We start from the raw sequence: 18,638 nt of genomic DNA on the forward strand, positions 1-18,638 counted from the left end.
GCAGGAGATACTCGGTGTCCTGCGCGAGCACCATCGCGACGTAGGCGCGCTGTCGCTGCCCTCCGGAGAGCTGGTCGAGGAAGCGCTGCTCCAGGTCGGTGAGGTTCAGGAAGTCGATCGCCTCGGAGATCTTGTCCTCGTCGTGCTGGGTGAGCCGGCCGCCGCTGTACGGGTAGCGCCCGAACCCGACCAGCTGCCGCACTGTGAGCCTGGTGACGAAGTGGTTCTCCTGTCGCAGGATCGACACGGTCCTGGCGACCTGCTTCGACGGCGTCCGGTGCACGTCCAGGCCGCCGACCTCCACGGTTCCCGAGTCCGGTGCCATGAGCCGGCCCATCATGGTGAGCACCGTCGACTTGCCCGCGCCGTTGGGTCCCACCAGGGCGATGATGCCGCCGGCGGGCAGATCGATCGAGATCGGGCCGATCTCGACGTCGCCGCTGTAGCGCTTGATGACGTTGGACAGACGGATCACAGGCGTCCCCTTCTCAGAACGACGATGAGGAAGACGAGCCCGCCGATGAGCTCGACGATGATGGTGACCGTGTCGACCATCGGCAGCACGTGCCTCAGCAGGAAATAGGCGCCGCCGAGGATGACGAAGCCGAGCAGCCACGCCACCGGCAGGATGCGGCGATGACTGTAGGTGTCGGTGACCGCGTAGGCCAGGGTGGCGACGAGGAAGCCGAGGAAGGTCATGGGCCCCACCAGCGACGTGCTCATCGCCATCAGCACGGTCACCAGGGTGAGCGTGATCATGACCTGCCTCTTGTGACCCACCCCCAGGTTGGTGCTGATGTCGCGGCCGAGTGCCACGGCGTCGAGGCGTCTCGAGAGCAGCCAGATCCCGCCCGCAGTTCCCACGCACACCGGGATCACGAACCACAGGTACTCGGTGTTCGCGTTGCCGACGTTGCCGAACATACGGGCGCGCAGCACATCGAACTCGTTCGGATCCAGCATCCGCTGCATGAATGCCGACAGCGCCCCGAGGCCGGTGCCGATGATGATCCCCACCAGGAGCATGACGTGAAGGTTGCCGAGCCGCCCCGAGAACAGCCAGGAGTAGAGCAGCACGGCGAAGACCACCATCCCCGCGGCCTGGATAACGAACTGCGCGAACCCGTCGATCTCGGCCAGGCCGCTGATGCCGAAGAAGAACACGACCGCCGTCTGGATGAGGATGTACAGCGACTCGAACCCCATGATCGACGGGGAGAGGATGCGATTGCCGGTGACGGTCTGGAAGGACACTGTCGCGAAGGACTGGCACAGCGTCACGAGCGCGATCACGATGAGGGATTCGGATCGCATCCGCGAGACCCGCCACCACCGCTCCGTGAACGGGATCTGACTGTTGCCCCAGGTCAGCACCAGCACGACCAGCGCGAGCGAGGCGACGATGAGGCCCGCGAGGATCAGCAGAAAGCGGCGGCGATGCGCACGCCCGGAGAACGGGCCGACACGACGGTCGGCCGAGGGAGCGGATGCTCCGAGAGGCGCCGCTGACGTGGCGGCGGGCGTGAACGAGATGTCAGAGCGCAACGGTCCTCCTCGTGCGCAGTAGCAGCAGGATGAACACGACGGACCCCACCGCGCCGAGGACCAGGGAGACCGGCACCTCGAAGGGCATGATCACCACGCGGCCGATCAGGTCGCAGATCGTGACGATCCAGATCCCGATCAGGAACACCCAGGGGATGTTGGTGCGGAGATTGTCCCCGCGGATCATCGAGACGATGTTCGGCACGATCAGCCCCAGGAACGGAAGCGAACCGATCACGACCGTGACCACGCCCGTGACGATCGAGACGAGCCCGACCCCCAGCAGCACGACGCGTTCGTAGTTCAGTCCGGCGTTGGTGGCGACATCCTTGCCGAGCCCCGCGACCGTGAAGCGATCGGCGGCCAGCACCACGATGACCGCGACGACCGCCACGATCCACAACGGTTCGTAGCGGCCGGCCTCGATGCCGGTGAACCGGCCCGCGAACCAGGCGCCGAGCGTCTGCAGCAGATCGAACTCCAGGGCGATGAAGGTGGAGACCGCGCTCACAACCGCACCGAACATGATGCCGACGATGGGCACGATGAGGGACGAGCGCAGTGTGACACGGCGCAGGAAGAGGAAGAAGATCAGGGTCCCCGCGAAGGCGAACACGATCGCGACGATCATGCGCACCATGACCGAGGGCATCGGCAGCGCGATGTAGGTGAGCAGCAGCCCGAGACCCGCCCATTCGGTCGTGCCGACCGTGGTGGGCTCGACGAACCGGTTCTGGGTCAGGAGCTGCATGATCAGGCCCGCCAGCGCCATGCTCGCTCCCGCGAGCAGCAGCGAGACCGTGCGCGGGATGCGGGTGATCCAGGCGAACTCGTGGCCGCGTCCTGCGGTGTCGGTGATGTCGGCGACGCCGGTGAACACGGAGAGGGTCAGCAGGCCCGCCGTCAGCACGATCGCGATCGTGAGCGGCAGGCTCCTGATCACCCACGACCGACGTCGGTCATCGCGGGACGCTCTTCGGGAGGCGAGCGCGTCCACGTGCGTCACGCGCGGTGTCGTCGCGCCGGACGAAGCCATGAGGGAGTCCTTTGTCATAGGGCACGTGCATGGCCGCGATCCGGTGGAACGCGGCCATGCAGGGCTGTGGCCGCGTTACGCGGAGAACGCCTTCGTCAGGCCGTCGAGCACCGTCGTGTACGCCACGATGTCCTCGGTGAGGTAGAAGTCGTCGGGCATCACGTAGATGGCCTTGTTCTGCACCGCAGGGACCGTCGCGAGGGCGCTGGAGCTGTTGATGAGCTCGAGGGCCGGCGACGACTCGCTGTCCGCGAAAGCGGCCTCGCGGTCGAGCACGAGGAAGAAGTCGGCGTCGGACTGGGCGATGGCCTCGATCGAGATGTCATCGCCCTTGTCGTTCGTCGACCCCTCACTCTGCAGTGCGGGAGTCAGGCCCACCAGGTCGAAGAAGATGCTCGACCCCCGTCCGTCCTTCGGGCTCGAGTAGCGGATCTCGTTGCCGCTGGTCACCAGGCCCATGACAGTCGTGTCCGGGTCGTATGCGTCCTTCGCCGCCGCGACGGCCGCGTGGAGGTCGTCGATCACCGCCTTCGCTTCGTCCTGCTTGCCGAACACCTCGCCCAGCAGCTCGACGCTGTCGACGAGGTACTCGTCGGTGCTGAGCTCGTCGTTGGTCATGTCGATGAAGGCGGCGTCGGGTGCGGCCTTCTTCATGTCCTCGGCGTGCCCGCCGTAGCGGTAGCCGTTCACGATCAGGTCGGGGTCGGCCTCGACGACCTTCTCGAAGTCGGGCTCCGCGTGGGTGCCGAGATCGAGGATCGACTCGTCCGCCTTGAGCGGGTTCTCCGGGCTCATCAGAGCGCGAGGCGCTGCGGACAGGTCGATGCCCCAGTCCGCCACGAGCCGGAAGAGACGGTTGTCCGTGACGACGACACTGTCCGCGCTCTCGATCGTGACCTCGTTCCCCGCCATGTCCGTCACAGTCACCGGATACTGGGCCTTGGCCGCCGCGGCAGGCTTCTCCTTGGCTTCCTGTCCCGTCGGCGCGCTGCTGCAGCCGGCGAGAGCGAGGAGTGCGGCGGCGCCGAGGGCGACGACCGAGGTGATTCTGGGCACGGACATGGAGAGTCTCCTGTTCTGCTTCTGAGAGGTGCGCGAAGGATGCGCGGATGCCGGAATTTAGGTAACCCTTACCCGACTCCAAATTAGGTTAGCCTTACTTTATGACCGAAGTGAAATCCGCCTTCACGATCGAACGCCGCAGCCTCGATCTGCGCTTCCGCGCCCTCGCCCTGACCGCCCGGGAGTGGCTCGCGCCGCACTACGTGCGCGTGCGCCTGAGCGGCCCGGAGCTCGAGGGCTTCGACTCCCCCGGCGCCGACGACCACATGCGGCTGTTCTTCCCCGAGGGCCCCGTGCCGGCCGAGCAGCTGCGCGCATCGCCCAGCCGCGAGTACACGCCGCTGGCCTGGGGCGATGACTGGCTCGACGTGGAGTTCGCCGTGCACGGCGACGAGGGCGTGGGCGCGCCGTGGGCGGCATCCGCTCCCCTCGGCTCGTTCGTGGGCGTCGGCGGTCCGCGTGGATCCGCCGTGATCACCGGCGTCCCGGGCTCCTGGCTGCTCGCCGGAGACGAGACGGCCATCCCCGCGATCCGCCGCTTCGCCGCAGCCATCCCCGACGGGACTCCGGCGCGCATCGTGATCGAGGTCGTGTCGGAGGCCGATCAGGTGGCCATCGATGCGCCCGTCGAGGTGGAGTGGCTGCACCGCGGCGACGCCCCCGCCGGCTCCGCGCTGATCGCATGCCTGGACGGGCTCGGGTCTGCGGATGCCGTGGGCGACGACCCGTTCTGCTTCATCGCTGCCGAGCAGTCGGTCGTGAAGCCGGGTCGCGCACTGCTGACCCGCTGGGGTGTGGACCCGGCGCAGGCGGTCGTGAAGGGCTACTGGAAGCGCGGCGAGGCCGAGTACCACGCACCCCACTGACGGACGTGTCGGCCAGGATGGACGCATGGCTCTTCTGGATCACCTCGGCATCTCCGTGCTCGACATCGAACAGGGCAGACGGCAGTTCCACCCGGTGCTGACGGCGCTCGGCTACACGCTCGGCATCGAGGCGCCGAACGGCATCTCCTGGGACAACGGCGACGAGACCGAGATCATCATCTTCCCCATCCGGGACGAAGCGGATGCCGCGCCGCACCGCCACGGCGAGGCCGGATGGCAGCACCTCGCGTTCTCCGTCGCGTCCCGCGAGGAGGTCGACCGCCTGCACGCGATCGCGATGGACGCAGGGTGGACCGCGGTGCGCGATCCGAAGCTCTACCCGCGGTTCAACGAGCGCTACTACGCCTCGTTCGTGGAGGACGCGAGCGGCATCCGTCTGGAGTTCGTGCACAACCCGCCGCGGGACGCCGCAGCAGGGTGAGAACCCCTTGCCGATGTCGGTGGCCGGTCGCAGACTGATCTGCGTCGGGCGGACGTGTCCGGCATTCCCTCCGGAAGGCGAATCATGGCCACTCTGAACCCCTACCTCTCATTCCGCGACAACGCGCGCGAGGCGCTCGAGCACTATCACGGCGTGCTCGGCGGCGACCTCCAGATCTCCACGTTCGGATCGATGCCCGAGATGGGCTACGAGCCGAGCGAGAGCGATCTCGTCATGCACGGCGCGCTCACCACCGACGATGGCATGGTGCTGATGGCGTCCGACACCCCCTCGAGCATGGAGTACCAGCAGCCGCAGGGCGTCTCCGTGTCGGTGAGCGGGCAGGACGCTGCCCGGCTCCGCGGTATCTGGGACGGCCTGCTCGACGGCGGAACCGCCACCATCCCCCTGGCGCCCGCGCCCTGGGGCGGGGAATTCGGCATGCTCGTCGACCGCTTCGGCATCGCCTGGATGGTGTCGATCGACCAGGCACAGTAGCACTCAGTCCACGACGGCGGCGACGGCCTCGATCTCGACGAGCTGGTCGTCGTAGCCGAGCACCGTCACACCCAGGAGCGTGCTCGGGACGTCGTGCGCGGCGAACGCGTCGCGCACGACATCCCATGCCGTGACCAGATCGCGCTGTCGGTTCGATGCGACGAGCACCCGGGTGCTGATCACGTCGTTCAGGTCTGCGCCCGCGGCGGCGAGCGCGCCCTTCAGCGTCTCGATGCACTTCGCGGCCTGACCCGAGTAGTCACCGACAGCCGCGGTCGACCCGTCGTCGTTCAACGGGCATGCTCCGGCGAGGAAGATCAGGCGCGCCTCCTTCGGAGCGGTGGCTGCGTAGGCGTACTGAGCGGCGTCGGACAGGGCGGAGGCCCGGATGAGGGTCACAGCGGTCATTGGATCAGTCTGCCGCGCCGCTGGATCGCGCGGATGTCGGAGGCATCCGGCACACTGTGGGGATGGCGACCTTCGATCACCTCGGCATCAGCGTCGATGACGTTCCCGCGGCATCCGCTCAGTTCAATCCGGTCTTCGAGGCCCTCGGATACACCCGCGCGTACGATGCGGAGGAGCACGCGTACTGGCGACGCACCGACGAGCCCGAGATCCTGCTCTACAAGTCGCGCGAGCCCGGCCAGCACGTGCACGGCCGGGTCGGCTGGCAGCACCTCGCGTTCGCCGTCGAGTCCCGTGAAGAGGTAGAACGCATCCACGCGATCGCCCTGGCCGCGGGCTGGACCGAGGTGCGGGCTCCCAAGGAGTACCCGCGGTTCACCGACCGCTACTACGCGGCCTTCATCGAGGACGACAACGGCATCCGCCTCGAGATCATGCACAACCCGCCGCGCGACGCGGGCTGATCATCCTGCCGAGCCGTACCCCAGTCCCGTCGAGGATTCGTCCTTGACGGGACCTCCGCTGCTCCCCTATGGTTGCAAGGCTGCGCCGACCGGTGCAGCAGCCAGCCGAGGAGACGACGGAATGACCGCACTGCGCGCCCTTCCCACGGTCCTTGCCTTCGAGCAGAAGCGCAACGACCGCGACGAGTCGCACCCTCCGGCGCGCGCCGTGTGACAGCATCCGCTGCTCGCATGCCCCGCACCGTCAGGTCCGGGGCATTTTTCATGAATCCTCCGTGACCTGTGACCGGCACACATCACAGAAGGAAAGGAATCATGGAGAGGCTCTCCGCACGGCTGCTGTCGTGGGCGTCGCTGATCGACGAGAAGACGCTCGATCAGGCGCACACCACGGCGCGCATGCCGTTCATCCACCCGCACCTGGCGCTCATGCCGGATGCGCACCTCGGCAAGGGGGCGACGGTCGGCTCGGTCATCCCGACGCTCGGCGCGATCATCCCCGCCGCCGTCGGTGTCGACATCGGCTGCGGGATGATCGCCGTCCGCACGCAGTTCACGGCATCCGAGTTCGCCCAGCGCGACCTCGCCCCGCTGCGGGAGGCGATCGAGCGCGCCATCCCCCTCTCGGCGGGCCGGTACAACCGCAAGGTCGTCGCCACCGCCGAGCCGAGGATCGCGGAGCTTGAGGGCCTCGCCGTGAAGAACGACTTCGACCCCGCGTCGTACGCCGGAAACTGGATGCTGCAGCTGGGCACGCTCGGCTCGGGCAACCACTTCATCGAGGTGTCGCTCGACGAGCTCGACCGGGTCTGGCTGTTCCTGCACTCCGGCTCCCGGGGCGTGGGCAACAAGATCGCCACGCACCACATCGCGGTCGCGCAGCGGCTGAACAGGCAGTGGTGGATCGACCTTCCCGACCCCGACCTGGCGTACCTGGTCGAGGACTCCCCCGAGTTCACGCGGTACATCCGGGAGCTGCGGTGGGCCCAGCACTTCGCCCTGCTGAACCGGGAGGAGATGATGGACCGGGTGATCCGGCAGGTCTCGGAGTTCGCCGGCACTGCGGTGGACGAGCAGGAGCGGATCAACTGCCACCACAACTTCACCGAGTCGGAGAAGCACTTCGGCAAGCAGGTGTGGGTGTCGCGGAAGGGCGCGATCCAGGCGGACGCAGGTCGGCCCGGGCTCATCCCCGGTTCGATGGGCACCGCCTCGTACGTGGTGGAGGGACTCGGCAACCCGCTGTCGCTGAACTCCTCACCGCACGGCGCGGGCCGGGAGTACTCCCGGTCAGCGGCGCGGCGCACCTTCACGCACGACCAGCTGCGGACGGCGATGGCGGGAATTGAGTTCCGTGACACGGACGCCTTCATCGACGAGATCCCGCAGGCGTACAAGCCGATCGACACCGTGATGGCGGACGCATCCGACCTGGTGACGATCCGGCACACGCTGCGCCAGATCGTCAACGTGAAGGGCGACTGACCGGCATCCGCCGGTCCTCCTCGCCGAGAGCACCACAACCTGTCGAGTGCACCACCTGTCCGCGTGGCCAGGTGGTGCACTCGACGGCAACCGGTGCCCTCGGCGGCGGCGGGCGGGATGCGACGGGCGACGGGGAGCAACCCTGTCGCGGTCAGACGACCGGAACGTCCTCCGCGATGCGATCGGTGAACGCCTGCTTCGGCACGAACGCCAGCAGCACGGCGGCGGCGAGCGCGGTCGCACCGCACACGATCCACACCGTCATGTAGCCCGAGAAGGATCCCGCCGTGCCCTCCGCGCCGCCGGCGACCACGCCGTTCAGCAGCGCGATGCCGAACACGCACGACGCGATCGCCCCGCCCACGGTCTTCACGGAGTTCGTCAGGCCGGTCGCGACGCCCGTCTGGGTGGAGGGGGCAGCGGATGCGGCGGCGGCGGGCAGCGCGGCCACCAGCGCACCCGATCCGAGACCCACGATCACCATGTTCGTGACCACCTGCAGGTATGTGCCGTGGAACGGCAGGAACAGCAGGAAGCCGAGCCCGACGAGCACCGAGGCGCCCATCAGCGTGAGCCGCGGCGCGGTCAGCCGCGCGATCAGCGGGAACAGCAGCGCGCCGGTGATCATCGCGATCAGGTAGATGCCGATGATCAGCGAGGTCGCGAATCCTGTCGTGCCGAGCCCGTAGCCGTTCACTGCCGGGTCGGTGCGGGCGAAGGTCGACAGGGGTGCCTGTGCGCCGAGCACGCTCACCCCGAACAGCCCGGCGGTGAGGAACACCGGACCGAGCGCGGGCGAGCGGAACATGCGCACATCGATCACCGGATCGTCGTGACGCAGCTCCCAGCGCGCGAACGGGATCACCAGCAGGATGCCGATCACCACCACACCCCACGACCAGAAGCTCGTCACGCCTCCCGGCAGCCGCAGCAGACTGAGGCCTCCCGTGAAGGCGATGAGCGCCAGCGAGATGAGCACGATGCCGACGGTGTCCAGGCGCCCGCCGGTGAGCTCGGGCGACTCCTTCACCCCGAACAGGATGACGAAGAAGCAGACGATGATCAGCAGGGCGGGGATGAGCAGCACCACCCACAGCGGCAGGACGTCGATCAGCGCCCCGCCGGCGAGCGCGCCGAGGATCGCCCCGGTCTCCAGGGCGGCGACGAGCATGCCCGCCGCCCGCGCCGTGATCACCGAGCGGCCCTCCATCGAGCGCGACCGCGACCAGATCAGCGCGATCTCCAGCGGCAGCCACACCACGTAGAACCCCATCAGCGCCCAGCCGATCAGGAACACGACGAAGGAGTCGGTGAACGGCAGCACCAGCGCTGCCGCCGCGGTGAGTGCGGTCGAGACCAGCAGCATCCGCTTGTGCCCGATCATGTCGCCGAGCTTCGCGAACGCCGGGACGACGAGCGCCGAGAGCATCAGCTGGGCGCCCTCGAGCCAGTTCACGTCCGCGTCGTGGATGCCGAGGTGCCGGGCGATGTCCGTGAGCATGGGCGTGTAGTACCCCTGCAGCACGCCGCTGGTGAACTCGACGAAGGCGAGGAAGCCGACCACGGCGGCGAGTGCGCCCAGGGTCGCGCGGGCGGATGCGGTGCGCGTCATCGCGCCTCCTGTTCGGGTTCAGGGACGACCCTTCGACAGGCTCAGGGACCCGGGAAAGAGGCAGCAGGGACCGGTCGCAGGGCGGGTGAGATCACCCTAGCCGTTCGAGCAGCGCGCGATGGAACCGCTCACCGCGCTGCAGCGCGTCGATCTCGACGTACTCGTCCACCCCGTGGATGGCGGCGCGCTGCACGGATGACATCTCCAGCGGCGCGAATCGGTAGACGGCGGGCGCGAAGCGGTGGAAGTGCCGGGAGTCGGTCGCCGCCATCATCACGTACGGCGTCGCGGGGATGCCGGGATGCGACACCGCCAGCGCGTCGGCGAGCAGCTCCCACGGGGCGCCGTCGGTCGCGGACTCCGGGGACGGGTCGCTGCCGTCGAGCACTTCGATCGCCACCTTCGGATCGCGGATGCGATCACGCACCCGCAGCACGGTGCCGTCCACGGTCTCGCCGAGAGCGAGGCGCAGGTTGATCGTGGCGGATGCCTGCGAAGGGATGACGTTCGCCGCGGTGCCGCCGGATTGCATGGTCGCGGCGACCGTGGTGCGCACCAGCGCCGCGGGTTCGCCGCCGAGGCGGGCGAACAGCTGCTCCGTGATCATCGGCATCCGGCTCAGCACCCTCAGCCCGAAGCCGGCCGCACCCGGCGTGCGAGCGGCGAACTGCGCGAGCATGCGGCTGATCGCCTTGGGCGTGCGCGCGGGGAACATCGACGGGTCCAGGCGGTCGACGGCGCGGGCGATGCGCCGCACGGCCGTGAGCGTCGGCGGGGTGGAGGCGTGACCGCCGTCGCCGCGGGTGGAGAGCCGCAGCGTGACGATGCCCTTCTCCCCCACGCCGATCATGGCCGCGCCGCCCGGCACGAACGGGAGCGGTGAGTCGACCACCGCACCGCCCTCGTCGACGACGAGCCACGGCGTGATCCCGCGCTCGCGGAACGCGTCCGAGATGGCGAGCGCGGCGGTGCCGAAGCTCTCCTCGTTGCCGCCGAACGACAGGTACACGTCCCGTGCCGGCGTGAAGCCGTCGGCCAGCAGGTTCTCGACCGCCTCGATCACGACGATCAGCGGGCCCTTGTCGTCCAGCGCACCGCGCCCGTACACGCGGCCGTCCGCGATGCGCCCCTCGAACGGCGGATGCGTCCACGGGTCGGACTCGTCCACCGGCACGACGTCGTAATGGGCCATCAGCACCACCGGATCGGATGCCGCATCTCGGCCCTTCCAGTGGAACAGCATTCCGAGGTCGGTGTGCTTCTCGAGTGCCAGGTGCTCGTGCACGAGGGGGTACTGCTCGGCGATCAGCCGCTCGAAGGCCTGGAAGGGCTCGAGCCCGCGCTGCTCGAGCTCGGCCGAGACCGTGGGCAGCTGGATCATCCGGGACAGACGCTCGGCGATGCCGGGGCGGACGGTGCTCATCGGGCCAGCGTAGCCGCGTTGCATGGCCTGCCGCGCCCAGCCGGAGCGTGACGCGACGGATGCCCGACCCGGCGCCTCAGCGCATCAGCACAGCCCGGCACGCGAGGTGCAGGGCGAGGCGCGCCTCGGGGTCGTTCATGTCGATGCCGAGCAGCTCCTGCACCCGCCGGATGCGGACGGCGACCGTGTTGCGGTGCAGGCCCAGCGCCGCCGCGGTCGCGGCGATGCCGGACTCGTGATCGAGGTAGGCGGCCAGCGTGCTGAGCAGCTCGCCGCCTCCCTCACGCAGGGGCGCGAGCAGCGACTCGGCGGCCGGCACGAAGGTGTCGTTGCCCGTCCACGCCAGGAGCAGTTGCTCGAGCCCCAGGCTGTCGACGCGCACGAACCAGCCTGTGGCCGATCGCGCGGCGGCGATGCGGGCGGCATCCCCCGCCTCGTCGAGCGTCGTCGCCAGACCGGAGGGTCCCGGTTGCAGCGAGCCCACCCCGGTGGCCACGGGGAAGGCCTTCACCGCCCCGGTGTGCAGCTCGCGCAGCGCGGCGACGGCGCGCTCGACGCGCTCCGGCCCCGGCGGCTCGGCGAAGGTCAGCCATCCGCTGACCCCGCGCCCCGCGGTGGTGGCGTGCGCCTCCGCGTCGATGGCGCCGAGGCCGGCCCGCAGGGAGCGCAGCAGCGAGAACGCGTCCAGGCGGCCCCTCGCCGCCAGGTGGAAGCCCAGATGGTGGCCCTGCGTGCGCCAGCCGCGTTCGAGCATCCGGCGATCGATGTCATCGTCCGGCGCACCGTGCAGATCGGCGAAGTCGCGCAGCAGGGCGGACGAGACAGCCACGTCGTTGATGGCCGCGACCTCGTCGATCAGGATGCGGGCGGCGATGGCGGGCATCGCGATCTCGGCCGCAACCGTCAGCGACTGCAGCTGCGCCTCGCCGAGGCCGTCGCCGAAGAGGACGAGCCGCAGCCCCGTGCGGCCCGGGCTGTCGACCCGCACGGATGCCGCGGCGGCGGCTCCCGCGTGCGCGAGGTCGGTCCACGAGTCGAACCCGATCGCCGCGTGTAGCTCGTCGCCGAGGTGGCCGCCGGCCTCGAGCACGACCCCCGCCCTGTCGATCAGGGCGACGCCCCTGCTGAGGTTCGCCGCGATGTGCCGCAGCAGGTCGGCGAGGTCGTCGGCGGAGTACTCGAACGACTGCGCCACTTTCCGCACCTGGCTGAGGGTCAGGGCGTCACGCGCCTCGATCAGCATCCAGCACGCCTTCGCGAGCTGCACCGGGTGGGCGACGTCGAGCAGGCTGAGGCCGATGCGGTCCGCGAGGCGACGGGCGCCTCCGTCGATCCAGGCCGCGCCGGGGAGCGCCAGGCCCGTGTACCCGCGGTCGCGGACGCGACGCAGCAGGGCGTCCTGCTGCCAGGTCGTGGGCGGCATGCCGGATATCAGGACGGCGAGCCGTCCCGCCCCCGAGTCGGCCAGCTCGTCCTCACGGTCCTCGACCGCGACACCGTCCCACTCTGCGTCGGCGGGCCCCGCGACGCGGGAGAGTCCGCCGTTCTCGGGATGCGCGAGCAGCGCGGCGAGGCGCAGCCCGGCGCTCATGCCACGTCCAGCTCGGCGAGGCCGTACGCCGAGGGGCGCACATGCTCGACGCGGCCAGGAGAGGCGATCCACCACGCCGGCGCCGGGATGGCGAACACGGCCACATTTCGGGCGAGGGACAGTTCAGTGACCTCCAGCACCTCTCGCGAGATGGCATCGACCACGACGATCACCGTCGGCGCCGCGGCGACGACCTGCCCGTCGCTCACCACCGCGAGCGTCTCGGAGCGCGTGATCACCCGGTGCACCGTGCCGCCGGCGCCGGCGATCTCCACGGCGCTGACGTGCGGGTCGTCGGCGAGGGCCGAGACCGACAGGATGCGCCCCTCGGCGACCAGCTGCGCGCCGAGCGCGTCCGCCAGCTCGGCGAGGGGGCGTCCGGATGCTGCGACGAAGGCACGGCCGAGGTCGAGCGCGTGCGCCAGGTGACCTGAGATCGCGTGCTCGCGGAGGTCGCCGACCGTGAATCCCGCGAAGACCGCGCAGCCGGCGCCGCCCGCCTGGATGATCGCGGCGCGCACCACCCGCTCGACGTCGATCGCGCGCGCCGCCTCGACGAGCGCCACCCCGCCCGCACCGGTGTCGCAGGCGACCACGATGCCCGGAACCCGGTCCACGAACAGCGACATCTGGTCGAGACCGGGAACGGCGCGGCCGGTGCAGTCCGCATCGACCACGATGTGCGTGCCGGCGAGCGTCAGCGGGGCGAGGCCGTTCATGCCGCCGCCCTCCAGCGAGCACACGGCGGGCACCTCGTGTCCGAGCCACCGCTCGACGGCGGCGATCAGCGGCCCGAAGGGGTCGGCCCCCGGCATCCGCTCGCTCAGGAGCATGGTGGAGCCGACGAACGCGACGCCCAGGCACGGCGTCGCGGGATCGAGCGCGGAAGGATCGACCACGTCTATCGGCCATGCCGCCGATCCGCCGAGCATGAGCTCCAGCATGGTCGTCGGCCCACCGCCGCCCGAGCCGAGCAGCGCGTAACCGCGCGCGAGCGCGGTCAGATCGTCTTGCCCGAGCAGGCTCACCATGCATCCAGGTTAGGGCCCGGCCAGCTCCTCGACGGCGACGAAGTCCTCCTGCAGACCGAACGCGGATGGTCCGAAGGCGGCGAGCGCCTCGGGGGTGCGCATCATCGCCGGAGTCGAGATGCCCAGCACCCGCACCCGCTGGCCGTAGCGCAGGCCTTCCGTGGTGATCGGCTCCGCGGTCTCGTGGTCCACGACGCAGATGAGGTCGGGCACGATCGCCACGAGGTGCCCACCGCGACGGGCGATGAGGTTCTCGTTCTGGAACGAGATCTCGAGCGTCTCGCCATCGTCGCCGAGCGGTGCGATGACCGCTCTGCCCTTCGCGAAGCCCTCGGTCGTGCGGCGCTCCACGTCGACGACCTTCCCGACGTGCAGCTCGCGCAGGTGCGGGTACAGGGTCGAGGCGAGGGTCGCGCCGATCGCCTCGAACGGCGAGCGATGCTCCTCGCGGGCGAGGCGGATGGCGCGGCCGAGCGCGAGGGCCATGGAGATCGTCCGCGGCACGGCGGTGCGGCGCACATCGGCGCCGGTCATCGCGTACTCGGCGATGTGGCCCACGCCTCCGAGCCTGATCGTGATGCCGCGGGCGAGCCATTCCATCTGGCGGTCGTCGTCACCCGTGTCGATCACCACCTGCTCGCCGCGCTCGCCCGCGAGGGCGAGGGGAGAGCCGTGCACGCCGTACACGGCGAAGGTCTCCATCGACAGCTCGGGGAACGCGCGGCCCATGCCGTCGGCATCCACCACGGGCAGACCCGTCTCGGCTGCGACGACCAGCGGGATCATCGAGTTGATTCCGCCGCACTCGATCGGCATGGTCGCGTCGGCCGTGCGCCCGAGGTGCTTCTCCAGCGTGCGCAGTGCCAGCGTCGGCTCGGTTCCGGCGGGGATCTTCTCGACCATCACGGTCGGCGCGCCCATCTGCGCGGTGGGGATGACGAAGAGGTCGTCGGCGAGCTCATCCGGGTCGAGGATGGTGATCGAGCCGTCGCCGAGCACGCGCTCGACGAGCATCTTGCCGATGTACGGGTCCCCTCCTCCCCCGGTGCCGAGCAGGGTGGCGCCGCGCGCGAGGTCGGGCAGATCGGCGGCGGTCAGCTCCCAGCTCACGCCGCTTCTCCCGCCGCCTCGGCGCCGTGCCCGACGGAGATCGTGCCGTCGAAGCGATGGGCGGGCATGTCGTAGCCGAAGTAGCCCGGGCCCACCATCGCGAGCGCCTCGGCGGAGTGCCAGCGCTCGTCGGCCGGGGCGGCGATCACGCGCACGCGCTGGCCGTAGCGCAGCGCCTCGGTGGTGATCGGCTCACCGGACTCGCCCTCCAGCACCAGGATCAGGTCGGGCGTCGTGGCCAGCACCTGCCCGTCCTTCTCGGCGACGAGGTGCTCGTTCTGGAACTGCAGCGTGATCGACGAGTCGCCCTCACCGTCGATCCGAGCGCGTCCGCGTGCGAACCCGGTGGTGGTGGCGCGCTGCACATCGACGACCTTGCCGTCGAACAGCTCTCGTCCGTTCAGCAGCGCGACGGCGGCGGCCACAGGATCGGTCTTCTCCTCGCGGGCTCCGACGATGGCCTGCCCGATCTCGATGCAGCGCGACAGGGATCCGGAGACGAGCGAATCGCGCGCCTGCGTGCCAGACATCGAGAAGCCCGAGATCATCACCGAGCATCCCATCTCCACGCAGGCGACGCGGGCGATGCGCTCCGTCCAGGCGTTGTCGACGGTCTGCAGCACGCCGGTGTTGCCCTTCTCGTCGCTGAACGCCAGCGGCGAGGCGGTCACGCCGTACAGCGTGGGGAGCACCATCTGCAGCTCGGGGAACGCGCGGCCCATGCCGTCGGCGTCGATCAGGGGCAGGCCGAGAGCTGCCGCGGCGGCGATCGGGATGGTGGAGTTCACGCCCCCGACCTCGGCGCAGGCGATGTGGGTGATGGGGCGTCCGAGATGCACGCCGAGAGCGCGGACCGGCTCCACGACCTCGTCCAGGCTGGGCAGCTTCTCGACCATCACGGTCGGTGCGCCCATCATGGCGACGAAGAGCACGACCGCGTCATCGGGCACCTCGTCCAGTCCTACGACGGAGACGTCGCCGCCTGCGAGAGCCTGGCGGGCCAGGAGCGCTCCGATGTAGGGGTCCCCTCCGCCGCCGGTTCCGAGCACCGCCGCGCCGCGGGCGAGTCCGTCGATGTGCTCGGCGGTGATCGTCCAGGTCATGTCACGCTCCCATGTCGAGGTCGCCGACGGCCTTCGCGCGGATGCGCGTGGCGTTGCCGGGGAGGTACGGGATGGGCACCTCGTCGAAGTCGATGACCGACACCGTGGACGGCTTGGCACCAGCGGCGATGGCCTTGTCGACGGCTTCGGCGCGCACCGCGGCGATCGTCTCGTCACGCCGACCCGGCTCGATCGCGTACACCTTGTCGATCTCGCCGCCGACCTGGGCGATCGAGGCGCCGATGGCATTGGCCACGGCGTAGTTCTCCGGGCGGTGCACGGTGCCGAACATGGGCAGTTCGTCGGGCAGGAGAATCGATCCGCCGCCGACGGCGACGACGGCGATCGGCTCGGGCGAGGTGCGCATCCGGTCGACGGCCTCGGAGACCCGCTCGGCGATGCGCTCGAGCACACGGGCGACGAACGCCGGGTCGAGATGGGCGACCTTCGAGGCGTCCCCGACATCGGCGCGGCCGGCGGCCACGGCGATGTCGGTGGCGGTCAGGGTGGTGCCGCCGAACACGAGGGCCTCGGTGGTGAGCCGGTAGCCGACGGATGCGGGGCCGACCTCGGCGGTCTCCTCGTCGACGATGCTGCCGCCGCCGATGCCGAGTGACAGCACATCGGGCATGCGGAAGTTGGTGCGGATGCCGGCGACCTTCACCTCGTTCGCCGTCTCGCGCGGGAATCCGTTGATGAGCAGCCCGATGTCGGCTGTGGTGCCGCCCACGTCGATCACGGCGCAGTCGTCGAGACCGCTGGTGGTGGCCGCCCCGCGCATCGAGTTCGTCGGACCGGACGCGAAGGTGGCCACGGGGTAGCGGCGCACGTACTCCTCGTCCATCAGCGTGCCGTCGTTCTGGCTGAGGAAGATCGGCGCCTCGATGCCCTGTGCGCGGACGGCGGAGGTGAGTCCGTCGACGATCTCCGAGGCGAGCTCGCGCAGGGCGGCGTTGATGATCGTCGCGTTCTCGCGCTCGAGCAGGCCGATGCGGCCGATCTCGTGGGACAGCGAGATGGCGACATCGTCGCCCAGCACCTCGCCGATGATCTCGGCGGCCTGCGACTCGAGGTCGTGGTTCACCGGGCTGAACACCGACGAGATGGCGACGGAGCGGATCCCGTTCGCCTTCATGTCCTCGGCGTGGGCGCGCAGCTCCTCGGGGTCGATCGGCGAGATCGGCCGCCCGTCGAACTCGTAGCCGCCGTGCGCCAGATAGCTGCGGGCACGGGTGGCCTCCACCAGCACCTCCGGCCAGTCGACCAGGGGCGGGAGGGCCCGGGTGGCGGGCAGTCCCAGCCGGAGCGCCGCCGTCGGGGCGAGGCGGCTGGCCTGCACGAGCGCGTTGATGAAGTGCGTGGTGCCGATCATCACCGCATCGATGTCGTCGCCCTCGAAGGGGTGGTTGGCGCGCAGATCCTCGATGGCCTGCACGATGCCGCTCGTCACGTCGGAGGTGGTGGAGTGCTTGACTCCCGCCAGCGTGCGGGTGGCGTCCATCAGGACTGCGTCGGTGTTGGTGCCGCCGACGTCGATGCCGATGTGCATGGTTCTCGCTTTCTGTGTGGAGGCCGGGCGCTCAGGCGCCGACAGGCTGCGAATCGGATGCGGGGGTCTGCCGCGTGGTGGCGACGCCGACGCCGCGCACCAGGCCGAGCTTGCCGGCGATGACGTAGAGCACCATCGAGAGGAAGAGGCTCAGCAGTGACGGGATGCCCCAGGTGACGAAGTAGCCGACCAGGGAGGACACCAGCCACACGATGAGGGTCGCCGGCACGAGTCGCGGCGCGGTCGCGGGGAGCGTCCCCGCGTCGCGGGTGGCGTCGAGCTCGCCGCGCCAGCGGCGCACGATGAAGTACTCGGCGACCATGATGCCGGCGATCGGCGGGAAGGCCACGCTCAGCACGATCAGGAACGAGGTGAACTGGCCGAGGATGCCGACGGCGGCGAGCACGGAGCCGACGACGCCGAGCACCACCGTGGTCGTGACGCGGTGCAGGTTGCGGCCGAACGCCGTCGAGATGAAGTTCACCAGGCCGAGCGTGGAGGAGTACAGGTTCCAGTCGTTGATCTTCAGCGTGCCGGTGATGACGATGAACAGGCCGATGAAGCCGACCGACGAGGTCACGATCGCGACGATGTCGCCGGTGCCGGCGGCGTGCGCCAGCAGCACGCCCGCGAGGCCGATGACGAACTCGCCGAGCGAGACGCCCACGACGGTCTGCTTCACCACGTCGGCGCGAGAGCGGTTGAACCGGGTCATGTCGCCGGTGATGATCGCGCCGACGATCAGGCCGCCGGCGACGATGCCGGTACCCGCCCAGACGCTCATCGTCGGTCCGGGGGCGGGGCTGGTCAGCAGTTCGCCGATGTCGTGGCTGCTGAGCTCGCCGATGACCGACCAGCCGACGAGGATCAGGAACAGCGGCACGGTGACGTTGGCGAGCCACTGCATGCCGATGAAGCCGAACGCGACGATGGCCGTCACGGCGAGGCCGAAGATCAGGCTCCACGCCCAGACGGGAAGGGCGCCGGGCATGAGCGCGTCGAGCGACTGCGCCGAGATCGCGGACTGGATGCCGAACCAGCCGATCAGGCTGATGCCGATCGCGAGCCCGACCAGCGACGCTCCGATCTCGCCGAACCCGGTCCACCGTGCGAGCAGGGCCGTGTTCAGTCCCTCGCGCTGGCCGATGAATCCGACCACGCACATGATCACCTCGAGGATGATCGAGCCGAACAGGAAGGCGAGGACGGCCTCACCGAATGTCATGCTGAAGCCGAGGGTCGCGCCGAGCAGGAACTGCGAGAGCGCGGAGACCTGCCCGAATCGCTGCAGTGCGATCCCGAACCAGGGTTTGCGCGCCTCGGGGGTGACCCGCGAGAGTGCGAAGTCGTCGGCGTGCGCCATGCGTGCCATGAGGGTGCCTTCCAGAGGAGGGATGAGGGTTGTGGCAACAG

The 18,638-nt window shown here is 69.7% G+C and carries 18 protein-coding genes; 5 read left to right on the forward strand and 13 right to left on the reverse strand.

What is annotated here, in order from left to right:
• From MIAR_RS10465 to MIAR_RS10480, 4 genes are all read right to left on the reverse strand, one after another.
• On the reverse strand, positions 1-475 hold a 475-nt coding region (locus tag MIAR_RS10465), incomplete at its 3' end, for an ATP-binding cassette domain-containing protein (protein WP_285635140.1).
• On the reverse strand, positions 472-1,545 hold the full coding sequence (locus tag MIAR_RS10470; protein ID WP_285635142.1) for an iron chelate uptake ABC transporter family permease subunit: 1,074 nt from the start codon (positions 1,543-1,545) through the stop codon (positions 472-474). The genes MIAR_RS10470 and MIAR_RS10465, both read right to left, overlap by 4 nt.
• Entirely contained in the window at positions 1,535-2,581 is a 1,047-nt protein-coding gene (locus tag MIAR_RS10475) for an ABC transporter permease (RefSeq protein ID WP_285635144.1), read from the reverse strand. The genes MIAR_RS10470 and MIAR_RS10475 overlap by 11 nt, the downstream gene beginning before the upstream one ends.
• 75 nt (positions 2,582-2,656) lie before the next feature.
• The gene (locus tag MIAR_RS10480; RefSeq protein WP_285635147.1) at positions 2,657-3,643 is read right to left on the reverse strand and encodes an ABC transporter substrate-binding protein; all 987 of its coding nucleotides are present in this window, start codon (positions 3,641-3,643) and stop codon (positions 2,657-2,659) included.
• A gap of 101 nt (positions 3,644-3,744) precedes the next feature.
• Between MIAR_RS10480 and MIAR_RS10485 the strand changes: the two genes are divergently transcribed.
• From MIAR_RS10485 to MIAR_RS10495, 3 genes are all read left to right on the forward strand, one after another.
• A complete protein-coding gene (locus MIAR_RS10485) occupies positions 3,745-4,509 on the forward strand; it encodes a siderophore-interacting protein (RefSeq protein ID WP_285635150.1) in 765 nt (254 codons plus the stop codon).
• A gap of 25 nt (positions 4,510-4,534) precedes the next feature.
• Positions 4,535-4,951: a VOC family protein gene (locus tag MIAR_RS10490; RefSeq protein ID WP_285635153.1), complete on the forward strand. Its 417-nt coding sequence runs from the start codon at positions 4,535-4,537 to the stop codon at positions 4,949-4,951.
• Positions 4,952-5,035: 84 nt separating this feature from the next.
• Positions 5,036-5,449 carry a VOC family protein gene (locus MIAR_RS10495; RefSeq protein ID WP_285635156.1) on the forward strand — a complete coding sequence of 138 codons (414 nt, stop codon included), beginning with the start codon at positions 5,036-5,038 and terminating at the stop codon, positions 5,447-5,449.
• Positions 5,450-5,452: 3 nt separating this feature from the next.
• On the opposite strand, the gene MIAR_RS10500 is transcribed toward MIAR_RS10495, so the two are convergent.
• On the reverse strand, positions 5,453-5,857 hold the full coding sequence (locus MIAR_RS10500) for a RidA family protein (RefSeq protein ID WP_285635160.1): 405 nt from the start codon (positions 5,855-5,857) through the stop codon (positions 5,453-5,455).
• A gap of 62 nt (positions 5,858-5,919) precedes the next feature.
• Here MIAR_RS10500 and MIAR_RS10505 point away from each other — a divergent pair, with 62 nt between their 5' ends.
• Together MIAR_RS10505 and MIAR_RS10510 are read left to right on the forward strand one after the other, a co-directional pair.
• Complete coding sequence (locus tag MIAR_RS10505) at positions 5,920-6,321, forward strand: VOC family protein (protein WP_285635163.1); 402 nt, start codon at positions 5,920-5,922, stop codon at positions 6,319-6,321.
• Between the two features lie 315 nt (positions 6,322-6,636).
• Positions 6,637-7,806, forward strand: a complete 1,170-nt coding sequence (locus MIAR_RS10510) for an RtcB family protein (RefSeq protein ID WP_285635166.1) — start codon at positions 6,637-6,639, stop codon at positions 7,804-7,806.
• Between the two features lie 151 nt (positions 7,807-7,957).
• Here the strand turns inward: MIAR_RS10510 and MIAR_RS10515 are convergent, their stop codons facing one another.
• The 8 genes from MIAR_RS10515 to MIAR_RS10550 all read right to left on the reverse strand — a co-directional run bounded on the left by MIAR_RS10515 (position 7,958) and on the right by MIAR_RS10550 (position 18,597).
• A complete protein-coding gene (locus MIAR_RS10515) occupies positions 7,958-9,418 on the reverse strand; it encodes an MFS transporter (RefSeq protein WP_285635169.1) in 1,461 nt (486 codons plus the stop codon).
• Between the two features lie 91 nt (positions 9,419-9,509).
• On the reverse strand, positions 9,510-10,841 hold the full coding sequence (locus MIAR_RS10520) for a M20/M25/M40 family metallo-hydrolase (RefSeq protein ID WP_285635172.1): 1,332 nt from the start codon (positions 10,839-10,841) through the stop codon (positions 9,510-9,512).
• A gap of 76 nt (positions 10,842-10,917) precedes the next feature.
• Complete coding sequence (locus MIAR_RS10525) at positions 10,918-12,432, reverse strand: PucR family transcriptional regulator (protein ID WP_285635175.1); 1,515 nt, start codon at positions 12,430-12,432, stop codon at positions 10,918-10,920.
• Complete coding sequence (locus MIAR_RS10530; RefSeq protein WP_285635179.1) at positions 12,429-13,463, reverse strand: DUF917 domain-containing protein; 1,035 nt, start codon at positions 13,461-13,463, stop codon at positions 12,429-12,431. Before MIAR_RS10530 ends, MIAR_RS10525 begins: the two co-directional genes overlap by 4 nt.
• Positions 13,464-13,472: 9 nt before the next feature.
• Entirely contained in the window at positions 13,473-14,573 is a 1,101-nt protein-coding gene (locus MIAR_RS10535; RefSeq protein ID WP_285635182.1) for an S-methyl thiohydantoin desulfurase family protein, read from the reverse strand.
• Positions 14,570-15,676 carry an S-methyl thiohydantoin desulfurase family protein gene (locus tag MIAR_RS10540; RefSeq protein ID WP_285635185.1) on the reverse strand — a complete coding sequence of 369 codons (1,107 nt, stop codon included), beginning with the start codon at positions 15,674-15,676 and terminating at the stop codon, positions 14,570-14,572. Before MIAR_RS10540 ends, MIAR_RS10535 begins: the two co-directional genes overlap by 4 nt.
• Position 15,677: 1 nt before the next feature.
• Positions 15,678-17,225, reverse strand: a complete 1,548-nt coding sequence (locus MIAR_RS10545; protein ID WP_285635188.1) for a hydantoinase/oxoprolinase family protein — start codon at positions 17,223-17,225, stop codon at positions 15,678-15,680.
• Between the two features lie 31 nt (positions 17,226-17,256).
• Positions 17,257-18,597: a purine-cytosine permease family protein gene (locus MIAR_RS10550; protein WP_285635191.1), complete on the reverse strand. Its 1,341-nt coding sequence runs from the start codon at positions 18,595-18,597 to the stop codon at positions 17,257-17,259.
• Positions 18,598-18,638: the final 41 nt, after the last annotated feature.

The sequence above is a fragment of the Microbacterium arabinogalactanolyticum genome (genome assembly GCF_030268005.1).
GTDB classification, from domain to species: Bacteria; Actinomycetota; Actinomycetes; order Actinomycetales; family Microbacteriaceae; genus Microbacterium; species Microbacterium arabinogalactanolyticum.